At 64.8% G+C, this 18,995-nt stretch carries 18 protein-coding genes; 8 read left to right on the top strand and 10 right to left on the bottom strand.

Translation table 11 applies throughout. The features are described 5' to 3' along the window. Positions 1–96: 96 nt before the first annotated feature. The 4 genes from XH89_RS19520 to XH89_RS19510 form a co-directional block, all read right to left on the bottom strand. Positions 97–1,260, bottom strand: coding sequence for a CmpA/NrtA family ABC transporter substrate-binding protein (locus XH89_RS19520; protein ID WP_194462086.1), 1,164 nt, complete (start codon positions 1,258–1,260; stop codon positions 97–99). Beyond that, positions 1,257–1,847, bottom strand: coding sequence for an ANTAR domain-containing response regulator (locus tag XH89_RS19515; protein ID WP_027559205.1), 591 nt, complete (start codon positions 1,845–1,847; stop codon positions 1,257–1,259). Before XH89_RS19515 ends, XH89_RS19520 begins: the two co-directional genes overlap by 4 nt. 7 nt (positions 1,848–1,854) lie before the next feature. Next, entirely contained in the window at positions 1,855–1,989 is a 135-nt protein-coding gene (locus tag XH89_RS41850) for a hypothetical protein (protein WP_256439949.1), read from the bottom strand. A gap of 353 nt (positions 1,990–2,342) precedes the next feature. Then, positions 2,343–2,810: a cytochrome c gene (locus XH89_RS19510; protein WP_194462085.1), complete on the bottom strand. Its 468-nt coding sequence runs from the start codon at positions 2,808–2,810 to the stop codon at positions 2,343–2,345. Between the two features lie 235 nt (positions 2,811–3,045). On the opposite strand from XH89_RS19510, the gene rimO reads away from it, so the two are divergent. Further along, on the top strand, positions 3,046–4,365 hold the full coding sequence (gene rimO / locus XH89_RS19505) for a 30S ribosomal protein S12 methylthiotransferase RimO (protein ID WP_194462084.1): 1,320 nt from the start codon (positions 3,046–3,048) through the stop codon (positions 4,363–4,365). 99 nt (positions 4,366–4,464) lie between these two features. On the opposite strand, the gene XH89_RS19500 is transcribed toward rimO, so the two are convergent. Beyond that, entirely contained in the window at positions 4,465–5,406 is a 942-nt protein-coding gene (locus tag XH89_RS19500) for a hypothetical protein (RefSeq protein ID WP_194462083.1), read from the bottom strand. Between the two features lie 275 nt (positions 5,407–5,681). On the opposite strand from XH89_RS19500, the gene XH89_RS19495 reads away from it, so the two are divergent. Then, positions 5,682–6,323, top strand: coding sequence for a hypothetical protein (locus tag XH89_RS19495; protein WP_194462082.1), 642 nt, complete (start codon positions 5,682–5,684; stop codon positions 6,321–6,323). A 271-nt stretch (positions 6,324–6,594) separates the two neighbouring features. Continuing rightward, a complete protein-coding gene (locus XH89_RS19490; RefSeq protein WP_194462081.1) occupies positions 6,595–7,785 on the top strand; it encodes an acetylornithine transaminase in 1,191 nt (396 codons plus the stop codon). Positions 7,786–7,941: 156 nt separating this feature from the next. Here XH89_RS19490 and XH89_RS19485 read toward each other — a convergent pair whose 3' ends face one another. From XH89_RS19485 to pcsA, 3 genes are all read right to left on the bottom strand, one after another. After that, complete coding sequence (locus tag XH89_RS19485; RefSeq protein WP_194462080.1) at positions 7,942–8,916, bottom strand: quinone oxidoreductase; 975 nt, start codon at positions 8,914–8,916, stop codon at positions 7,942–7,944. A gap of 76 nt (positions 8,917–8,992) precedes the next feature. Beyond that, positions 8,993–9,718: a TerC family protein gene (locus tag XH89_RS19480; RefSeq protein WP_194462079.1), complete on the bottom strand. Its 726-nt coding sequence runs from the start codon at positions 9,716–9,718 to the stop codon at positions 8,993–8,995. Next, on the bottom strand, positions 9,715–10,440 hold the full coding sequence (pcsA, locus tag XH89_RS19475) for a phosphatidylcholine synthase (RefSeq protein WP_246767561.1): 726 nt from the start codon (positions 10,438–10,440) through the stop codon (positions 9,715–9,717). The genes XH89_RS19480 and pcsA overlap by 4 nt, the downstream gene beginning before the upstream one ends. A gap of 139 nt (positions 10,441–10,579) precedes the next feature. Between pcsA and XH89_RS19470 the strand changes: the two genes are divergently transcribed. Beyond that, positions 10,580–11,764 (top strand): UbiH/UbiF family hydroxylase, encoded by a 1,185-nt coding sequence (locus tag XH89_RS19470; protein WP_194462077.1) that lies wholly within the window; start codon positions 10,580–10,582, stop codon positions 11,762–11,764. A gap of 12 nt (positions 11,765–11,776) precedes the next feature. On the opposite strand, the gene XH89_RS19465 is transcribed toward XH89_RS19470, so the two are convergent. Beyond that, positions 11,777–12,730 (bottom strand): AEC family transporter, encoded by a 954-nt coding sequence (locus XH89_RS19465; RefSeq protein WP_194462076.1) that lies wholly within the window; start codon positions 12,728–12,730, stop codon positions 11,777–11,779. 106 nt (positions 12,731–12,836) lie between these two features. On the opposite strand from XH89_RS19465, the gene hspQ reads away from it, so the two are divergent. Further along, the gene (hspQ, locus tag XH89_RS19460; RefSeq protein ID WP_018317973.1) at positions 12,837–13,169 is read left to right on the top strand and encodes a heat shock protein HspQ; all 333 of its coding nucleotides are present in this window, start codon (positions 12,837–12,839) and stop codon (positions 13,167–13,169) included. A 70-nt stretch (positions 13,170–13,239) separates the two neighbouring features. Here the strand turns inward: hspQ and XH89_RS19455 are convergent, their stop codons facing one another. After that, positions 13,240–14,055, bottom strand: a complete 816-nt coding sequence (locus XH89_RS19455) for an invasion associated locus B family protein (protein ID WP_194462075.1) — start codon at positions 14,053–14,055, stop codon at positions 13,240–13,242. A 259-nt stretch (positions 14,056–14,314) separates the two neighbouring features. On the opposite strand from XH89_RS19455, the gene XH89_RS19450 reads away from it, so the two are divergent. From XH89_RS19450 to XH89_RS19440, 3 genes are all read left to right on the top strand, one after another. Beyond that, positions 14,315–16,162: an extracellular solute-binding protein gene (locus XH89_RS19450; protein WP_194462074.1), complete on the top strand. Its 1,848-nt coding sequence runs from the start codon at positions 14,315–14,317 to the stop codon at positions 16,160–16,162. Positions 16,163–16,166: 4 nt separating this feature from the next. Beyond that, complete coding sequence (locus XH89_RS19445; protein ID WP_194462073.1) at positions 16,167–17,669, top strand: class I adenylate-forming enzyme family protein; 1,503 nt, start codon at positions 16,167–16,169, stop codon at positions 17,667–17,669. 85 nt (positions 17,670–17,754) lie between these two features. After that, positions 17,755–18,978, top strand: a complete 1,224-nt coding sequence (locus XH89_RS19440; RefSeq protein WP_194462072.1) for a GGDEF domain-containing protein — start codon at positions 17,755–17,757, stop codon at positions 18,976–18,978. Positions 18,979–18,995: the final 17 nt, after the last annotated feature.

Below are 18,995 nucleotides of genomic sequence, written 5' to 3'. Positions count from 1 at the left end.
GTGCGGCGCATGAAGTGGATCAAGGTTCATGCTGCTTCGGGCAGCAATGGCCCAAAGATTGAGCTTCGAATCGATGTGATTAAGCTTTGAGCAGGCCTATGGAGCCCGTCGAGCGACCTTGAACGAGGCCAGATAGCCGCCGAGATCCGTGGGGTCAAAAGCCGGTCCGGCGAAGGCGCCGAACGGGGTGCTGACCTGGCCTCCTCCGCTGGACCCGACGGCAGCATCGTAGAGGTCCGGCCGGAACACGGCCATCGCCGTCTTGAGCGCTTCGCCGCTCAGGGCTGTCTGCCCCCAGCGCACCATCTGGGCGTAGAGCCAGGCGGCCTGCACCGGATCCGGTCGCCCTGCCTCTTCGCGTCCGACCAGCAGATAGCGATCGCTCTCGCGCACCGTGCCCTCCGGCGAGATCTTCAGGCGCCCGGTCAGCGAACGCTGGATCACCTCGGCATCGACGCCGATCCGCTCGGGCTGCGCCAGGATCCGCGCCGCCTCGACCAGGTTGTCCGGGTTCTCGATGAACTCGGCCGCCTTCACCGCCGCACGCACCAGCGCTGCCACCACGTCCGGGTTCTTGTCGGCCCAGACCTGACGCACCGCCAGCACCTTCTCGGCTGCGCGCGCCAGGATGTCGGAGACGAAATGCAGGATGTGGCCGATGCCGAGATCGACCGCGATCGAATTCCAGGGCGCGCCGACGCAGAACGCATCGACATGGCCGCTTCTGAGGCTATCCACCATGTAAGGCGGCGGCAGCACCACCAGGCGCACGTCCTCATCCGGATCGACGCCGGCCGCCGCCATCCAGAACCGCAGCTGGTAATTGTGCGTGGAGAACGGAAAGGTCATGCCGAAGGTCAGCGGCTCGAGGCCCGCCTTGCGCCTGATGGCGACGACCTTCGCCAGCGCCTTTGCAGTGGCGAGCGGGTCAAAGCGGTCGCCGTCGATCTGCTCCATCAGCGCGGCATGGAGCGCCGGCGAGACCGTGATGGCATTGCCGTTGATGCCGAGATTGAAGGGCGCGGCGATCGGTACCTTGACGTGGCCGAGCCCGAGCGAGGATGCGATGGCCACAGGCGCAAGCAGATGTGCCGCATCGAACAGGCCGATATTCAGCTTGTCGCGAACGTTGGACCAGGACACTTCGCGCACCAGCTCGACCTCGAGCCCTTCGGCCGCGGTGAAGCCCTTGTCGACGGCGACGATCAGCGCGGCGGCGTCGACCAGCGGGATGAATCCGATGCGAAGGGGAGCGGTCATTTCAGCATCTCCGACGCGGTGATGATCGACTGGGCGATCTCGCCGATTTTCTTCTTCTCGCGCATGGCGGTGGAGCGCAGCAGCACATAGGCCTCGTCCTCGGTGAGACCCTTGACCTTCATCAGGATGCCCTTGGCCTTCTCGATGATCTTGCGGTCCTCGAGCTGCGACTTGGTGCGCTCCAGTTCCTCCTGGAGCTTGGCGAAGGCGTTGAAGCGGGACACGCAGAGGTCCAGGATCGGCTTGATCCGTTCCTTCTTCAGCCCGTCGACGATGTAGGCGGACACCCCCGCCTCGACCGAAGCCTGGATCGAGGCTGAATCGCTCTGATCGACGAACATGGCGATCGGCCGTTTCACGGCGCGGCTGACCTGGAACATCGCCTCCAGCACGTCACGGCTGGGGTTTTCCAGATCGATCAGGATGATGTCGGGGTCGACCGCATAAATACGGGCCAAGAGGCTCTGCATCTCGCGGATATGGACGACCTGCGTGAATCCGGCCTCTCGCAACCCCTCCTCGAGGATCGCGGCCCGGATCGGGCTTTCGTCGACGATCACGATTTTGGGCGACTGTTCGGCGCTCATGGCTCACTCACGGCAGGTGATTCATCCATAGCATGCCGAAACGCCCTGCAAAGGGTTGTAATTGACCGCCATTAGGACTAGCGCCGGTGGCGACCCGCTTGAATCTGTGGAGCTCGGGGATCTTGCTGATCGCTACCGGCATGCCGCGCTCCCACGCCCAAAGCTGGACGTGGTCCTCCTCGCCTTCAAAGAGCAAGCAAGTGGAGCGGCCACAGCCCAGCCTGAGGCGCATCGGACCCATACCTTCGCTCCGATGGCCTTGAGGGGTAATCTCACGATTGGACTCCGGCCACGCATGCTCGTCCCACTGAGCCGTTCACTTCCAAAGGAAATGCCGCAAAGCTGTCGTTAAGGCGTGCGCTCGTCAAGGCGAGGGATCTGCTTTCGGATGCAAAGACAGACCGAGCAGCAGCAGCGAGCGGATCTTGTCGTTCTGGTGGTCGCAGGAAGCAGCGAGGTCCTTTTGCCGTGAAGCAAAAATGATACGGCCAATCCTCACTCGGGCGGATGACTGATGGCCCAGACATAGGCTGCGACTGCATCAACATCCTCTGGCTTCAGGTCGCCGTCCATTCCGGGGGCCACGGCCATGTTGTGCAAGATCGTGCGCTTCAGCTCTCTGACACTGCCGTCGCTCCAAACGAACATACCGACAGTCAGGTCGTTGCCATTCGGTGTTCCCTTCCCGTCCGCACCGTGACAGACGCTGCACTGCCCGTTCGCGGCTTCCCCGTGAAACACGCGGTCGCCGTGCAGAATGTCATCCCTCGTATATCCCGCCGGGACCGGCAAGGTCGCGGCAGGCGGCCGTAAGATGTCCCTGGATATGCTGAGCGGCGGCGTAACAAGCTTGAACTCGTCCGATTGCGCCGCGAGTGCGTGAGATCCCGCGAGGAATGCCAGGTGTGCCGCTACAAAGACCACGGAACGCGGGGCCACAGACACCTCCCTGGAATTGTTCACGTCCGATTCTGGCGCACCAACCTCAAGAACAACATGGATGGTCAGAGGGACGGGTTCGTATTCAGAGCAGGTATTGGAACCGGGTAAATGGGACCAAGGTAGGAGCTGCAGACGCCCAAAGGCGGAAGTCCAAGCCTATCGCGTCCGCTGGCAGATGTAGCGGTTGAATTTTTCTATCAGATCAATTACTTGGATCCCAAATCCGAACAATTCAGATGTAGGTCCCAGGCGATACATGGAAAGAGCGCCGCGCATTTCATTCACGTCACTCGGCTGCCCCAAGGCATTGGTGGATTCCGAGCGCATCATCACGCGCCTGCGCGCGGAGGGCTACGAGCTCGCCCGCAAGCATGACGGCGCCGACATCGTCATCGTCAACACCTGTGGCTTCCTCGACAGCGCCAAGCAGGAATCGCTCTCGGCGATCGGCGATGCCATGGCCGAGAACGGCAAGGTGATCGTGACGGGCTGCATGGGCGCCGAGCCCGAGCAGATCGAGCAGGCCTATCCCGGCGTGCTCTCGATCACGGGACCGCAGCAGTACGAGAGCGTGCTCAATGCCGTGCATCGCGCGCTGCCGCCGGCGCACAATCCGCATCTCGACTTGGTGCCGCCGCAGGGTATCAAGCTGACGCCGCGCCACTACGCCTATTTGAAGATCTCCGAGGGCTGCAACAACCGCTGCACGTTCTGCATCATCCCGAAACTGCGCGGCGACCTCGTCTCGCGTCCGGCCAACGACGTGCTGCGCGAGGCCGAGCGCCTGGTCGGCGCGGGCGTGAAGGAACTGCTGGTCATCTCGCAAGACACTTCGGCCTATGGCGTCGATCTCAAATATGCCGAGAGCCCGTGGAAGGACCGCCAGGTCCGCGCGAAATTTCTGGATCTCGCGCGCGAGCTCGGCGAGCTCGGGGCCTGGGTCCGGCTGCAATATGTCTACCCCTACCCGCATGTCGACGAAGTCATCGCGCTGATGAACGAGGGCAAGGTGCTGCCGTACCTGGACATTCCGTTCCAGCATGCGAGCCCCGAGGTGCTGAAGGCGATGAAGCGCCCGGCAGCGCAGGACAAGACCTTGGCGCGTATCAAGCGCTGGCGCGAGGAATGCCCTGACCTTGCGCTGCGCTCGACTTTCATCGTCGGCTTCCCCGGCGAGACCGATTCCGACTTCGCCTATCTGCTCGACTGGCTGGATGAGGCCGAGATCGATCGCCTCGGCTGCTTCAAATACGAGCCGGTTGCGGGCGCGACGTCGAATGCGATCGCCAATCCCGTGCCGGAAGAGGTCAAGCAGGAGCGCTACAATGCGCTCATGGCACGCCAGCAGAAGATTTCCGCACGCCGCCTGAAGCGGAAGGTCGGCACGCGCCAGCAGATCATCATCGACGAGGTCGGACCGACCGTCGCCAAGGGGCGCTCCAAGGCCGATGCGCCGGAGATCGACGGCGCGGTGTACCTATCGAGCCGTCGCCCCTTGCGCGTCGGCGAGATTGTCACTGCGAAGATCGAGCGTGCGGATCAATACGATCTGCACGGCAGCGTCGCGGGGTTCTGAGGGCCTCCGTCATTGCGAGCGTAGCGAAGCAATCCAGGCTCTCCCCGCGGAGGGATTCTGGATTGCTTCGCTACGCTCGCAATGACGACGTGGATGCAGTCACGCCAGCCATTTCGGCACCCAGCGCTCCGGCCTTGGTGCGCGGGCGAGATCGGCCTTGGCCTCAGTGAGCAGCGCCGGCTCGCCGTCGATGGTCGGGCGGGCGTCGTACTCGAAATTCGGCATGACGCGGCCGTCGGCATAGAGGCCGAATTTCATCGCATACCACAGCCCGAGCTCGGGCTGGGCGCGGCGCATCTCCTCGCGCAGGTCGCGCAGCAGGGATTCGATCGAGGCGGCTTCCTCGAACGGCTGCGGCCCGCGCGACAGCACGCGCGCCTGGTATTGCTTGCCGACGATGGCGATCTCGAAATGGGTCTTGTCCCAGGCGTTCTTGCCCTTGGGCAGATGCGCGGCCAGCCGCCAGCCGAGTTCGGCCATCAGGCGGTGATTGGCCCAGTATTCCTCGCGGTCCCGGCTCCACTTCTCAACGAAGCCGCGGAAGTCGGGCAGCTCCGATCCGCCGTCCTCGCACACAACAGGCTCGCCGGGCGGCCGTCGGGCCAGCCACTGCGCCAGCTCGCTTGTCTGAGACTCGACTTCGTCGTGCGGCCGCAGGTCGTGCCAGGCCTTGTCGAATTGCTGCGACGTCAGTTTCGCGAGCAGCGCATCGAGGGATGGCGCCAGCAGCTCATAGTCGCCTTCCGAGCCGAGCCCGACGATCGGCGGATCGTCGCGGTCGAGGCCGGCGCCGTACCAGCCGCCTACGGCAGAGCCATCCGGCAGGCGCATGAACAGCGCGAAGCGATCGCGCAAAGGGCTGCCGTCGAAGATCGGAGCCTGGTCGGAGAACTGGCCTTGCAGCGAGAAGCAGCCGACGCTGCCCCAAGGGCGCCCATTCAGCCAGCCGGCAAAATCGAGCAGCAAAGGCGGCGCCTCGATGCCCGGCGGAAATGCGCCGCGAATGCTGTCGAGGTCGATCGGGTATGACGTATCGGACAAGGTTGCAGACTATCTTGATGGTCCCGTCCCTCTTGGTCTGTCCCGGATGAGGTCCGGTTCGAACCAATTCGCGTTCCGAGATCACAAACGCGCTAGAGGCTTGTTGGTTTCTGCGCAGCCAACAAATGAGATGCCGTGACGAGATCGGCATCCGGACGGAACTACGGGGCGATTCGCGCTGCTCTCGCCGCAATGTGACACTATAATGCATTCACGCGGAGGTCATGGACTCGCCCTAACTCTCGCCACGCTTCCAACGCGAGCGAGGATTTCTGATGAGACGCCTCTCGACCATGCTGCGCACGCAGCGCTTCGACGACTACCGCTTCTACCACCAGAGCACCGTCAATCAGACGCTGCACCTCGTCAGCGCAGTCATCTTCCTCGGCTGTTACGCGCTGCTGGTGAAGGACCCGGCGCTCGCCGGGATCGTCGGCTGGTTCGCGATGCTGACGCGACAGACCGGGCATTTCTTCTTCGAGCCGAACGGCTATGACGCCGTCAACGACGTCAGCAACGAATACAAGGAAGCGGTCAAGGTCGGCTACAATCAGACCCGCAAGATCATCCTGCTCCTCGTCTGGGGCTGCGCGCCGATCGCGCTCTATGCCTATCCGACGCTGTTCGGATTGTTTGCTCCCCTAACCGATCGTCTCGACTTCGTCCGCCACGTCGGCACGCTCTGGCTCGCGATCGGCATTGGTGGCGGACTGGCGCGCATGCTCCAGCTGTTCGCCACGCGCGGCATCACCACCGGACTGGTGTGGGTCTTCAAGGTCCTGACCGACCCGTTCCACAACATCGCGCTGTACTGGAATTCGCCGCTCAAGCTGATGCGCGGCGAGCTGATCGACACGGCAATTGCGCACGCGGACTGGGGACACGAGGACGCAGAAGAAGCGGCTCATTCCGCCTGAGCGACGCACGCTCAGCGCGGCATCTCGCAAAACACCCGCTTGACAAGCCCTGCCATTAGGCTGTAGGGACGCGCCCCATGATCAACGCTCGGACCAACCGCCGCACCGAAATGCTCCGTCGTCGCGCCCGCGACGATGAGATGGTGCGCCATGTCCGACGCCGCCGCTGAACCACTGAATTCAGCCCAGGTTTTCGAGAAGGCCGCACCCGCAAGGTGCGGCCTTTCTGCTTTTTGCGCCCCTATTCCACCCGCCTCCAGAGGAGTTCGACATGACGACGCATCCGTATGACGCGCTGATGGACATCACCGCACGGCCCAAGACCGTGTTCGTCCGCGGCGCCGGCTCGTATCTCTGGGACGACAGCCGCAAGCGCTATCTCGATTTCGTGCAGGGCTGGGCCGTGAACTGCCTCGGCCACTCCCCGTCCGTGGTCGCCGACGCGCTGAGTGCGCAGGCCAAGCGGCTGCTGACGCCGAGCCCGGCCTTCTACAACGAGCCGAGCCTGAAGCTGGCGCAGGCGCTGGTCGAGAACAGCGCCTTCGACCAGGTGTTCTTCGCCAACTCGGGTGCGGAGGCCAATGAGGGCGCGATCAAGCTCGCGCGCAAATTTGGCAGCCTGCACAGGAACGGCGCGTTCGAGATCATCAGCTTCGAAGGCGGCTTCCATGGCCGGACGCTGGCGACGATGTCAGCTTCAGGCAAGAAGGCGTTCGAGCCGCTGTTCGAGCCGAAGGTCTCAGGCTTCAAGAAGGCGAAGCTGAACGACATCGGCTCGGTGGAGAAGCTGATCAGCGGCAACACCGTCGCGGTGATGCTCGAGCCGATCCAGGGCGAGTCAGGCGTGTGGCCGGCAACCGATCAGTTCCTGCAGGAGCTGCGTGCGCTGACCGAGGCGCACGGCCTGCTGCTCATTTTCGACGAGATCCAGACCGGCATGGGCCGGACCGGAAAACTCTTCCACTATGAGCACACCGGCATCGCGCCCGACATCATGACGCTCGGCAAGGGCATCGGCGGCGGCGTGCCGCTCGCAGCCTTGCTTGCGACCGAACGCGCCTCCTGCTTCGCGCACGGCGACCAGGGCGGCACGTTCAACGGCAATCCGGTGATGTGCGCGGCCGGTCTTGCCGTGCTCGAGGAGGTTGGCAAGCCGGAATTCCTGAAACAGGTCACCGAGACCGGTCTGCTGCTCGAAAGCGAATTGCAGAAGGTCTCGGCCCGGCACGGCCTCGGCGGTGTACGTGGCCGTGGCCTGCTGCTCGCGCTCGACCTCAAGCTGCCGATCGCGCCCGCGATCGTCGCGCAAGCCTTCGAAGCCGGCGTGCTGCTGAACGCACCGCAGGTCGACAGCTTGCGCTTCATGCCGGCGCTGAACGTCACGAAGGCAGAGATCGCCGAGATGATCGGCTGTCTCGACGAGATTTTGACCAAGGCCGGCGCGGCAAGACGCGTGGCGTAACGCTAGTCTCGTGCCCCGGACGCAGCGCAGCGCCCCTTCGGCGGTGCGCTGCAGAGCCGGGGCCCATCTCTCCGCATTGCTTGTCGCATCTGGGTCCCGGCTCTGCGCAGCAGCGTAAGAACGCTGCAGAGCGTCCGGGACACGGACGCCGAGAAGTTACGGCTTCAAGATCGACGCTCCCGTCGTCTTGCGGCTTTCGAGGTCGATATGGGCCTTTGCGGCATCCTTCAGCGCATAGGCGTGGTTGATCGGCACGTGCAGCTTGCCGTTGATGACGGCGGCGAACAGCGTGTCGGCCCCCTCCAGCAGCTCCTTGCGGGTGCCGATGTAATCGTTGAGCTTGGGTCGCGTCGCAAACAGCGAGCCGTGATTGTTGAGCTCGGCGATCGAGAACGGCGGCACCGGCCCTGAGGCATTGCCGAACGAGACAAACATGCCGCGCGGCTTCAGACAGGACAGCGAGCCCGGGAAGGTCGCCTTGCCGACGCCATCATAGACGACGTCGCAGCCCTCGTTGCGGCTGATCTGCTTCACGCGCGCGACGAAGTCTTCTTCATTGTACAGGATGACATGGTCGCAGCCATTGGCTTCCGCAAGCTCGGCCTTCTCGCGCGAGCCGACCGTGCCGATGACGTGGGCTCCGAGCGCCCTCGCCCATTGGCAGGCAAGCAGTCCGATCCCGCCGGCAGCGGCGTGGATCAGCACGCGGTGATGCGGCTCGACCTTGAAGGTCTTGTGCAGGAGATACCAGACGGTCAGGCCCTTGAGCATCAGCACGGCGCCCTGCTCGTGGGTGATGTGGTCGGGTAGCTTGACCAGCTTCTCCCAGGGAATGTTGCGCTCGCTCGTGTAGGCGCCGAGATTATGATAATAGGCGACGCGATCGCCGGGATGGAAATGGGTCACGCCCGGCCCGACGGCGACGACCTCGCCGGAGGCCTCGTTGCCGGCAATGAAGGGCAGCCCCGGCGCCTTGTAGAGCCCGGTGCGATAATACACGTCGATGAAGTTCAGGCCGACCGCTTGCTGGCGAATGCGCACCTCGCCGGGGCCAGGCGCCGGCACCTCGACGCTCTCATAGACAAGCGCTTCGGGGCCCCCGACCTTGTGCACACGGACCGCTTTGGTCATCACCTGACCTCCTCTTCTCCCAGGCGAAGCGAAAGACATCGCGCCCGCCTTGTCAACTCGCCCCAAGCTGGAACGGTTACGGCTTGCCGGCTTTCCTGCGATTGCGCCTGGCCAGCACGTTGAAGAATTCCACCGCCGCCGAGAACGCAATTGCGAAATAGATGTAGCCGCGAGGAATGTGGAATTTGAATCCGTCCGCAACCAGGGCAACGCCGATCAGCACCAGGAATGCCAATGCCAGCATCTTGGTGGTCGGATGCTCAACGACGAATCGCGCCACCGGCCCGGACGAAATGTACATGATCAGGCAGGCGATCACGACGGCCGCGATCATGATCTCGAGATCCTGCGCCATGCCGATCGCGGTGATGATCGAGTCCAGCGAGAACACGATGTCGATGACGACGATCTGGGCGATCACCCAGAAGAAGGCGCTGCCCGCAGACTCCTGCTTCTCGCCGTCGTCGACCTCGACCTCGGCGTGGATCTCGTGCGTGGCCTTGGCGATCAGGAACAGGCCGCCGCCGATCAGGATGAGGTCGCGCCAGGAGAAATCGTAGCCTCGAGCCGAAAACACCGGCGCGGTCAGGCCGATCAGCCAGACCAGCACACTGAGCAGGATGATGCGAAAGACCAGTGCCAGCGCCAGGCCAATCTGGCGGGCGCGATGGGCCTGCTTCTCGGGAATGCGCGAGACGATCACCGAGAGGAAGATGACATTGTCGATGCCGAGCACGATCTCGAGCGACGTCAAGGTCAGCAGCGCGGCCCAGGCCTCGGGGCTGGTCAACAAATGCATCATCCGAAAGATCTCGCCAGGCGGATCAGCGCGTCGCTGAAGACGATCCAGAGCGCGATGGCACAGAGCGCAATCGTCACGCCGGAACCGACGCGAAAATCCACCTCCAGCGCGTAGAACCCGAGCAATCCCCACAGCACGATCAGCGACATCGTCAGCCAGCGTAGCCGCACGACGCGAACCGGATGCAAGACGTGAAACGGCACGAAGGTCAGCACCACCAGCGCGGCAACCAGCAGCGTCGAGGACAGCGGCGGCCAGTGCAGCAGGAACAGGTAGAATGCTGCCGCATTCCACAGCGCCGGAAAGCCGCGGAAGTGATTGTCATCCGCCTTCATGCGCAGGTCGGCGAAATAGAGTGCGCTGGTGACGATGATGGCGATGCCGAGCACGGGCGCCGCCACCGGCAGCAGCATGCCGCTCGCCACGATCGCATAGGCCGGCACGAAGACATATGTGACGAAATCGACCACGAGATCGAGCACGTCGCCCGACCAGTTCGGCTGCACGTTCTTGACGTCGAGCAGGCGCGCGATCGGCCCGTCGATCGCGTCGATGACGAGGGCGACGCCCAGCCATCCGAACATCGCGGCCCAGTGCTCGCGCACGGCCTCCAGCATCGCCAGCAGCGCGATCGCCGCGCCGAAGGCGGTGAAGATGTGCACCGAGAATGCCGCGGCACGGATCGCGGCTCTCGGCTTGAGGGAATCCTCTTGGCTGTCCATCTGGGTATCCATGGCTTCTGCTACCAGAACGGGACCGGTTTGCACATCCGCCGTCGCGGCATTGCGCCGCGCTGTCAGTCATAAAATCAGGCAAAATGGATGACTTGAATTTGCCGCGGGCCGTGTCAAATGTCGTTCCATGACAGACGCATCGACACTCTTTGACGTAAGTGTTATCGGCGGCGGACCGGCCGGCCTCGCGGCGGGAATTGCACTGGCGCAGCGGGGTGCGCGGACCGCGCTGGTCGCTCGGCGCCTGCCCTACTCCGACAACAGGACCACCGCGCTATTGGGCGCCTCCGTCGAACTGCTGGAGAGCCTCGACGTCTGGTCACGCTGCAAGGACAACGCGGCAGGCCTCGAGGTGATGCGCCTCGTCGACGACACCAACAGGCTGTTCCGCGCCCCGGAGGTCCGGTTCTCCTGCCACGAGATCGGGCTCGATGCGTTCGGCTACAACATCGACAACCGCTCGCTGATGCTGGCGCTGGAAGAACGCGCCACCGAGTTGCCCAACCTTGTCCGGTTCGACGACGAGGCCGAGAGCATCGTCATCGAAGCCGATGATGTCGCGATCCGCACGGCCTCCGGGCAGTTCTTGACCGCGCGCCTCGTGGTTGGCGCAGACGGCCGGCACTCGCTGTGCCGGGAAGCCGCCGGCATTGCGGTGACGCGGCGCGACCTGGCACAGACGGCGCTGACGTTCAACGTCGGCCATAGCAGGCCGCATCGCAACGTCTCGACCGAGTTCCACACTCCGCACGGGCCTTGCGTGTTCGTGCCCCTGCCCGGCGACCGGTCCAGCATCGTCTGGGTTTCAGCTCCCGCCGAAGCCGAGCGGCTGCGTGGCTTGAGCGATGAGGAGCTGTCCACCGCGATCGAGAAACAGTCGCATTCGATCCTCGGCCGCATGACGGTCGCGCCCGGCCGCAACCTGTTCCCGCTGGCGATCGAGCGGCCGCAATCCTTCGCGCAAGACCGCATCGCGCTGGTCGGCGAAGCCGCCCATGTGGTTCCCCCGATCGGCGCCCAGGGCCTCAATCTCGGCTTGCGGGATGCTGCCGACATTGCCCGGCTCGCCGGCGAGGCCGTCGCATCGGGGCAGGACCCCGGCGCGGACGAAGTGCTCAAGCGCTACGACCGGGCGCGGCGGCCCGACATTTTGAGCCGGACATTTGCGATCGACATTGCCAACCGCTCGCTGCTCAACGATTTCCTGCCGCTGCAACCGGTTCGCGCCGTCGGCATGCACCTGCTCGGCGCCATAGGCCCGCTCCGACGTTTTGCCATGCGCGAGGGACTGACGCCGACGTGGCGTAAATAGCGCAAGCAGCCTTTACGGAAACACCAGCCGGCCCGTCTGCAGCAGCCACATCACGCTGGTCAGCGTCACCACCGATGCGAACGTGCCGAGCAGCACGGCGACGGACGCGGATTCGATCCAGGCATCGTTCTGACGCGCGATCACGAACACATTCAGGGCCGGCGGCAGCGAGGCCATCAGGATGGCCGTGGCGGCCCAAGGCTGCGCGAACGGACCGAACGCCAGCATCAGGCCGAACGACGCGAGCGGATGGATCAGGAGCTTGACCGCGATCACGCCTGGCACTTCCCACGGCACGCGATCGAACGGGCGCAATGCCACGGTGACACCGAGTACGAACAGCGCCGTTGGCGCAGCCGCGTTCTGGAGGAAGGTAATCGTGCGGTCGAGCGCGACCGGCAGTTCGATATGAAGCGCAGCGACGGCTGCGCCGAAACAGGCCGACATGATCAGCGGGTTGAGCACGATCTGCTTCAGCACGACGCCGAAGGCATGCACGATCGAGGGATGGTCGCGGTCCGACAGTTCGATCAGCAAAGGCACGATCGTGAACAGGAAGATGCTGTCGCAGCAGAAGATCAGCGCGGTCGGCGCTGAGGCCTTCGACCCGAGCACCGCAAGCGCGAGCCCCGGTCCCATGTAGCCGATATTGCCGTAACCGCCGGAGAGGCCCGCGAGCGTCGCCTCGCGCAGCGTCAACCCACCAAGCACCTTGCCGACCGCCAGCGCGATGGTGAACGCCGCGACCGTGGACAGCGTGGTCGCGACCAGGAACGGCGGGTTGTTCAATTCCGAAAACGGCGTCTTCGACATGATCGCGAACAGCAGCGCCGGCAGCGACACGTAGAGCAGGAAGAAGTTCATCCAGGCGAGGCCTGATTCCGGCAGCGACTTGGCCTTGCCGCAAGCAAAACCGACGAAGATCAAGCCGAAATAAGGCAGCGCCAGATTGAGGATATCGACCATTGATGAAGTGTTTTCTGAAGACCTGGAAGCTATCTGCCCCGCAGCCGCGGGTTAATTCCGGATCAGGGCACTAGCATCGGCCACAATCCTGGTCTATCGACGGAGAATGATTAAAGCGCGGACAGCCAAATTCCAGATCGGACAGGTCGTGCGCCACCGGATCTTCTCGTTCCGGGGGGTGATCTTCGACATCGATCCGGAATTCAACAACACCGAGGAATGGTGGCTGTCGATCCCCGAGGAGGTACGGCCCCACAAGGATCAGCCGTTCTACCATCTGCTCGCGGAGAACGCGGAGTCCGAGTACGTCGCCTACGTCTCCGAGCAGAACCTGTTGCCCGACGAGTCCGGCGAGCCGATCCGGCATTCCCAGGTCGCGGAGATCTTCATCAAGAACAAGGATGGCGGCTACCGTCCGCGCAATCCCTCCCTGAACTGAGCTTCACAAGCAGGCAGCAAAAAAAGCGCTCGAGATGAGCGCCTTTTTCATGTCCGGGATCTGAGCCCGATTATTTCTGGCCGGCCGCCGGCGCACCCGGAGGCGTGCCCTGCTGCTGTTGCTGCTTCTTTTGCAGCTCCTCAGCCTTCTTCTGAAGCTCTTCCTGCAGCTTCTTCTGGGTTTCCTCGAACTGCTTCGGATCGGTCGGCGGACCGTCATAGGCCTTGGCGAACTCGCCCGCGAGCGGCAGCGGCAGGGTCAGCGGCGCACCGTTGGCGTTGATCGCCTGCACCACGAGGTTCTGGCCCTTCTTCATGTTGGCGAGGAGCTCGGGGGTCGCCTCGTAGTCCGACATGCAGCCGTTCTGGAAGCAGATCACATACGGGCTCTGCAGCGGCGGATTGTTGTCGACGATGATGCGGGTGCCGTGCACGAGCTGCATGCCGAGCGGCAGCGTCACGCGCAGGATCTTCTTCGGCTCGCCTTCCGGCTCGATGATCACGGCTGCGATGACCGGCTGGCCCGATTCGATACGGCCGTCCTTGCCGGTGAAGCAGACCTGCTTGGCGTTGGCATCCTGGCCCTTGAGGCAGAACTTGGTCCAGGGGGCGTAGATCAGCTGAATCTGCTGATCGGCGGGCTGGCCGCCCTGTGGCGCCGGAGCGCCCTGCTGGGCCGGGGCCTGCTGGGCCTGGGGAGCCGGCGCAGGAGCCGGAGCTTTGGGGGCAGCCTTCGGAGCGGCTTTCGGGGCAGCCTTTGGCGCAGGCGCGCCCGGGGCCGGAGCCTGGGCCTCAGCGGCAAACGGGACGACCAATGCCGTCGCCGTCAACAGGGCGAGGAGTCGCCCGCGCGGCCGGACGGACGCGGCCAAATAACGGAAATTCATTGCAGAAAACCCTTTCTGAACGGGAAGTGCCCGAACCGCTCCGAAGCGCCGAACCAAGCCGCCTTGGGCGCGGCTCTCTCCCCGTCAATTGAGGCGGATACGTGACGGGCTCGGCGCTCTTGCGCGATCGGGTGCCTTCTTAGCGTGGTCGACGGAAAGATCAATGCCGACAAGCGTCTTTGGCCCCATCCGGACGGGCGCTCAGTGAAATCCCTGTGATAGGATTCCGAACCACCGGCCCTCGAATCAACGTGTCCGAATGTTCATGTTCCAGCGCCTGCTCGAGGGCCGTGCCGTCCGCCTTTGCCGCCTCGCCTTGGTAGCCCTCGCCATCGGGCTGTCGGTCACCGCCGCGCCGGCCGAAGAGGCGCATGCGATCGCCATGCACGGCAAGCCGTCGTTGCCGGCCGATTTCACCCATATGCCCTATGCCAATCCTGATGCCCCTAAGGGCGGCCGGCTGACCTGGGGCCTGCTCGGCACGTTCGACAGCCTCAATCCGTTCATCGTGAAGGGATTGGCGGTGCAGCCGATCCGCGCTTACGTGGTCGAGAGCCTGTTGGCGCGCGGCCAGGACGAGCCGTTCACGCTCTACGGCCTGCTCGCCAAAACCGTGGAGACCGATGACGATCGGAGCTATGTCACGTTCCGTCTCGATCCCCGCGCCCGCTTCTCCGACGGCAAGCAAGTCACCGCCGAGGACGTGCTGTTCTCCTGGCAGCTCCTGCGCGACCACGGCCGCCCCAATCTCCGGCAATATTACGCCAAAGTCGCCAAGGCCGAAGCTCCCGATCCCCTCACCGTCCGCTTCGACCTTGCCGGCGCCAACGACCGCGAACTGCCGCTGATCCTTGGCCTGATGCCGATCCTGCCCAAGCACGCGGTCGACGTCGCGACCTTCGAGGAGACGACGCTGACAGGGCCGATCGCCTCGGGCCCGTACCGCGTCACTGCCGTGAAGCCGGGCGCCAGCGTGACCCTGACGCGCAATCCCGATTATTGGGGGCGCGACCTTCCGATCAATCGCGGCCTCTACAATTTCGACGAAATCCGGCTCGATTATTTTCGCGAAGCCAACGGCCAGTTCGAAGCCTTCAAGCGCGGCCTCTATGATTTTCGCGTCGAGAACGAGCCGCTCCGCTGGCACGATGGCTACGATTTTCCCGCAGCCAAAAGCGGCGACGTGATCCGCGACACCTTCAAGCCCGGCGTGCCGCAGCCCTCGGAATTCCTGGTGTTCAACACCAGGCGTCCAGTATTCGCCGACATCCGCGTGCGCCAGGCGCTGACGCTGCTGTTCGATTTCGAGCTGGTCAACCGCAACTACTTCTTCTCGCTCTATTCGCGCGTCGCCGGCTATTTCGCCGGCTCCGATTTGTCGGCCTATGCGCGCCCCGCGGATGCGCGCGAGCGCGAGCTGTTGAAGCCGTTCGCCGCGCAGATCCCGCAGGACATCATGGATGGCAGCTACCGCCTGCCCGTGACCGACGGCTCGGGGCGAGACCGCAATACGCTGCGCGCGGCGCTCAAGCTGCTGTCGGACGCCGGCTACGATCTCGTCGGCACCGTGCTGCGCAACCGCCAGACAAAAGCGCCCTTCACCTTCGAGATGCTGGTGACGACCCGCGACCAGGAGCGTATCGCACTCGCCTTCCAGCGCGACCTCAAGCGCGCCGGCATCGATGTGAGCGTACGCGCGGTCGACCCCGTGCAGTTCGACCAGCGCCGGCTGTCTTACGAATTCGACATGATCCAGAACCGCTGGGACCAGTCGCTCTCGCCCGGCAACGAGCAGTATTTCTATTGGGGCAGCGCGGCCGCCGACAATCCGGGCACCCGCAACTACATGGGTGCCAGGGATCCCGCGGTCGACGCCATGATCAAGGCCCTGCTGGAGGCCCGTGATCATACGGATTTCGTCGACGCGGTCCGGGCGCTCGACCGCGCCTTGATGGCGGGCTTCTACACAATCCCCCTGTTTAACGTATCCGAACAATGGATCGCGCGCTGGAATCGGATAGAACGACCACAGGCCACCGCGCTCTCAGGCTATTTGCCGGAGACCTGGTGGTCGAAGGGTGAGCCCCAAGCCAGTCCAGCGAAGTGACGCCGTGAACCAGCCAGCCGTATCGCCGACGCTCGACACGCTGTTCCAGCGGACGCTGATGCGGCAGCCGCACGCGCCTGCCCTGCTCGACCCCCTCAACAAATCTCGCATCACCGGCCACCCACCGCGGCGAATGACTTACGCGGAGGCCGACACCGCCATCGAGGCGCTGTCGGCCCATTTCGTCGAATCGGGCCTGCCGGCCAATTCGGTGATCGCGATCCAGTTGCCGGCGACGGTCGAGTTCGTGCTGACGGTGCTCGCCGCCCATCGCGCCGGCCTCGTGGTCGCGGTGCTGCCGCTGCTGTGGCGGCAGGCGGAGCTCGCGGCCGCGCTCAACCGCACCGCGGCGCGGGCCATCGTCACCATGAGCAAGGTCGACAGCGTCAGCTACGCCGACCTCGCGATGCACGCAGCCGCCGAAGCCTTCTCGATCCGCCACGTGTTCGGCTTCGGGGCTGATCTGCCCGAAGGCATGGCTTCGCTCGACGAGGTCATGGCGCGCCCGCCGGGCGCCACGCGCGCCGTGATCCAGGACGGCCGCAAGGCGGCGATGATCTCCTTCGACGTCACGGCGGAAGGTTTCCGCCCGGTGCCGCGACCGCATTTCAGCCTGATCGCGGGCGGGCTTGCAATGTCGCTGGAGGCCGACATCCGGCAGGGTGCGACCGTGATGTCGGCATTCACGCCGATGTCGTTCGCAGGCCTCGCCTCCTCGCTTGCGGTGTGGCTGCTCTGCGGCGGCACGCTGGCGCTGCATCATCCGTTCGAGAGCGAGGTGCTGGAGCAGCAGATCAACGAGCACGCATGCGACGTGCTGATCGCACCGGCCCAGCTCGCGCTGCGGCTCGGCGATTCCGGTCTGGCGGGGCGGATGCCGACCTTGCGGAACGTCGTCGGGCTGTGGCGCGCGCCGGAGCAGGTGGCCGCGAGCGAAGCCTGGACCGCGCCGCATGCACCGCTCACCGATATCTATCTGTTCGGCGAGGCCGGGCTGTTCGGCGTCCGGCGCGGCGAGGACGGCGTGCCCGTCGCGGTGATGCCGGGCCCGCATGGCGCCCCTCGCGAGCAGGCCGGCTCGTCGATCGCCGGCGAGATCCTGCTGACCCCGAAGGGTACGCTCGGCCTGCGTGGCCCGATGGTGCCGATCGCGGCCTATGCGCCGCCCCAGCCGGTCGGCGAGACGCTGACGGCGCAGCCGCCGCGCGACTATGTCGACACCGGCTATGCCGCGCGGATCGACCGCGCCAACGGCGCGATCTGCATCACGGCGCCGCCGTCCGGCATCATGGCCGTCGGCGGCTATCGCTTCCTGTCCAACGACCTGCAGGAATGGGCGCGCCGGCTCGGCCAAGGCGCACTGCTGACGGCCCTGCCCGACCGGCTCTCAGGCCATCGGCTGGCAGGCCGGGCCCAGGACAATGCCCGCGCCCGCGAGGCGCTCAACGAGCTCGGCCTTAACCCTTTGATGGTCGAGGCTTTTCGCGACCGATCCGGGCCGGTCTAGGCGCTGTTTCGCGGGGAACATTGACGCCGCATTAAGGCGGGCGGACTAGATTGCGCAGCATCGATTGCGTGATCAGAGTTTCCTGATGTCCCAGGCGGGCCCGATCCTGTTTGTCTCCAATACCGAGCGTCCCGCCTTCATTGCGGCGCTGGACGAGGCCCGTCTCTTTCCCGTCGTCGACAGCGATTGGGCGAACGCCGCGCGCGCCGTCGAAGAGGTGCAGCCGGCCGCGGTCCTCGCCACAATGTCCGCCGGGCATGAACCGCATGTCGCTCTGCTGGCGAAGAAGATCGCCGATCGACCGCTTTACGTGCCGCTGGTCGCGCTGGATGCGCAAGCCTCGCTGCCCCACAACGCGCTGCCCTTCTCGACCCGTGGCAACGCGGCCGAACGCCTGATCGCACGCTTGCGCGCCGCGATCCGCGTCCGCACGCTGCACGCCACCGTGCTGCGCCGGTTGCCGGAGGTGAAAGTTGCGCTGCCGGAGAGCGATCCGGTACGCGATGCCATCGTGCTCTTGATCGGACGCGGCGCGGCATATCCTGCCCTATCCGTCGCGCTCGGCGAACGCACCGGCGTGGTCGGCGCGCTCTCGATCGAGGCCGCCGCCAAGCATCTCAACACCCGCGACATCGACGGCGTCGTGCTCTCGGACGGTTTCACCCCACGGGTCACCGATGCCTTCCTCACGGTGCTGGCCGAAGACACCCGCTTCCGCAACCTGCCCGTGGTCGTCACCGCGCATCAGCTCACCCAGAGCTACGACCTGCCCAATCTCGAGCTGATTGCGGGCGAGCCTGTGAAGATCGCCGCGAACGCGCTGCCGCTGATCCGGCAGCACGCGATGGAAGCGCAATTGAGCCGCACGCTGCGCTCGATCGATGCCGGCGGCTGGCTCGATCCGCGCAGCGGCCTGCTCACGGTCGAAGCCTTCGCCCGCGATTTTTCCAAGGCGGTCGACGAGACGCTCGCCCGCGGCGGCGGCCTCTCGGTGGCGCGCTTCGCCTTCGATCCCGGCAATCCCCGCGCGCAGCTCGATGCCGCCCGCATCCTCAGCCGCCTGATGCGGCAGATGGACTTTGGCGCCGCGCAGAAGGACGGCTCTGTCATCGTGGTATTCGCCGAGACCGATTTCCGCACGGCCCATATGATCGCCCGCCGCCTGTCGGCGGTGATGAAGCACACCTCGAACGGCAAGCACGAGATGCGCAGCGATCCCGTGGTCTCGGTCGACTCGCTGTCGCCGTCGGATACGGCACGGTCGCTGCTGGCGCGGCTGTCGGCGGACGCGTCGCGGGCGGCGTCGTAGCTTTCGGGCGCGCTGCC

It is taken from the genome of Bradyrhizobium sp. CCBAU 53340, assembly GCF_015291645.1.
GTDB lineage: Bacteria > Pseudomonadota > Alphaproteobacteria > Rhizobiales > Xanthobacteraceae > Bradyrhizobium.
Note: the sequence above shows the minus strand (reverse complement) of the source record. Positions and strands in the feature narration are given on the sequence as shown.

Coding starts and splice junctions, on each gene's coding strand:
- XH89_RS19465 (WP_194462076.1), bottom strand. CDS start 12,730: ATGGTCGATATCCTCAATCTGGCGCTGCCTTATTTCGGCTTGATCTTC.
- XH89_RS19470 (WP_194462077.1), top strand. CDS start 10,580: ATGACAGACGCATCGACACTCTTTGACGTAAGTGTTATCGGCGGCGGA.
- XH89_RS19440 (WP_194462072.1), top strand. CDS start 17,755: ATGTCCCAGGCGGGCCCGATCCTGTTTGTCTCCAATACCGAGCGTCCC.
- XH89_RS19480 (WP_194462079.1), bottom strand. CDS start 9,718: ATGATGCATTTGTTGACCAGCCCCGAGGCCTGGGCCGCGCTGCTGACC.
- XH89_RS19450 (WP_194462074.1), top strand. CDS start 14,315: ATGTTCATGTTCCAGCGCCTGCTCGAGGGCCGTGCCGTCCGCCTTTGC.
- XH89_RS19495 (WP_194462082.1), top strand. CDS start 5,682: ATGAGACGCCTCTCGACCATGCTGCGCACGCAGCGCTTCGACGACTAC.
- XH89_RS19490 (WP_194462081.1), top strand. CDS start 6,595: ATGACGACGCATCCGTATGACGCGCTGATGGACATCACCGCACGGCCC.
- XH89_RS19485 (WP_194462080.1), bottom strand. CDS start 8,916: ATGACCAAAGCGGTCCGTGTGCACAAGGTCGGGGGCCCCGAAGCGCTT.
- XH89_RS19520 (WP_194462086.1), bottom strand. CDS start 1,260: ATGACCGCTCCCCTTCGCATCGGATTCATCCCGCTGGTCGACGCCGCC.
- XH89_RS41850 (WP_256439949.1), bottom strand. CDS start 1,989: ATGCCGGTAGCGATCAGCAAGATCCCCGAGCTCCACAGATTCAAGCGG.
- XH89_RS19455 (WP_194462075.1), bottom strand. CDS start 14,055: ATGAATTTCCGTTATTTGGCCGCGTCCGTCCGGCCGCGCGGGCGACTC.
- hspQ (WP_018317973.1), top strand. CDS start 12,837: ATGATTAAAGCGCGGACAGCCAAATTCCAGATCGGACAGGTCGTGCGC.
- rimO (WP_194462084.1), top strand. CDS start 3,046: ATGGAAAGAGCGCCGCGCATTTCATTCACGTCACTCGGCTGCCCCAAG.
- XH89_RS19515 (WP_027559205.1), bottom strand. CDS start 1,847: ATGAGCGCCGAACAGTCGCCCAAAATCGTGATCGTCGACGAAAGCCCG.
- pcsA (WP_246767561.1), bottom strand. CDS start 10,440: ATGGACAGCCAAGAGGATTCCCTCAAGCCGAGAGCCGCGATCCGTGCC.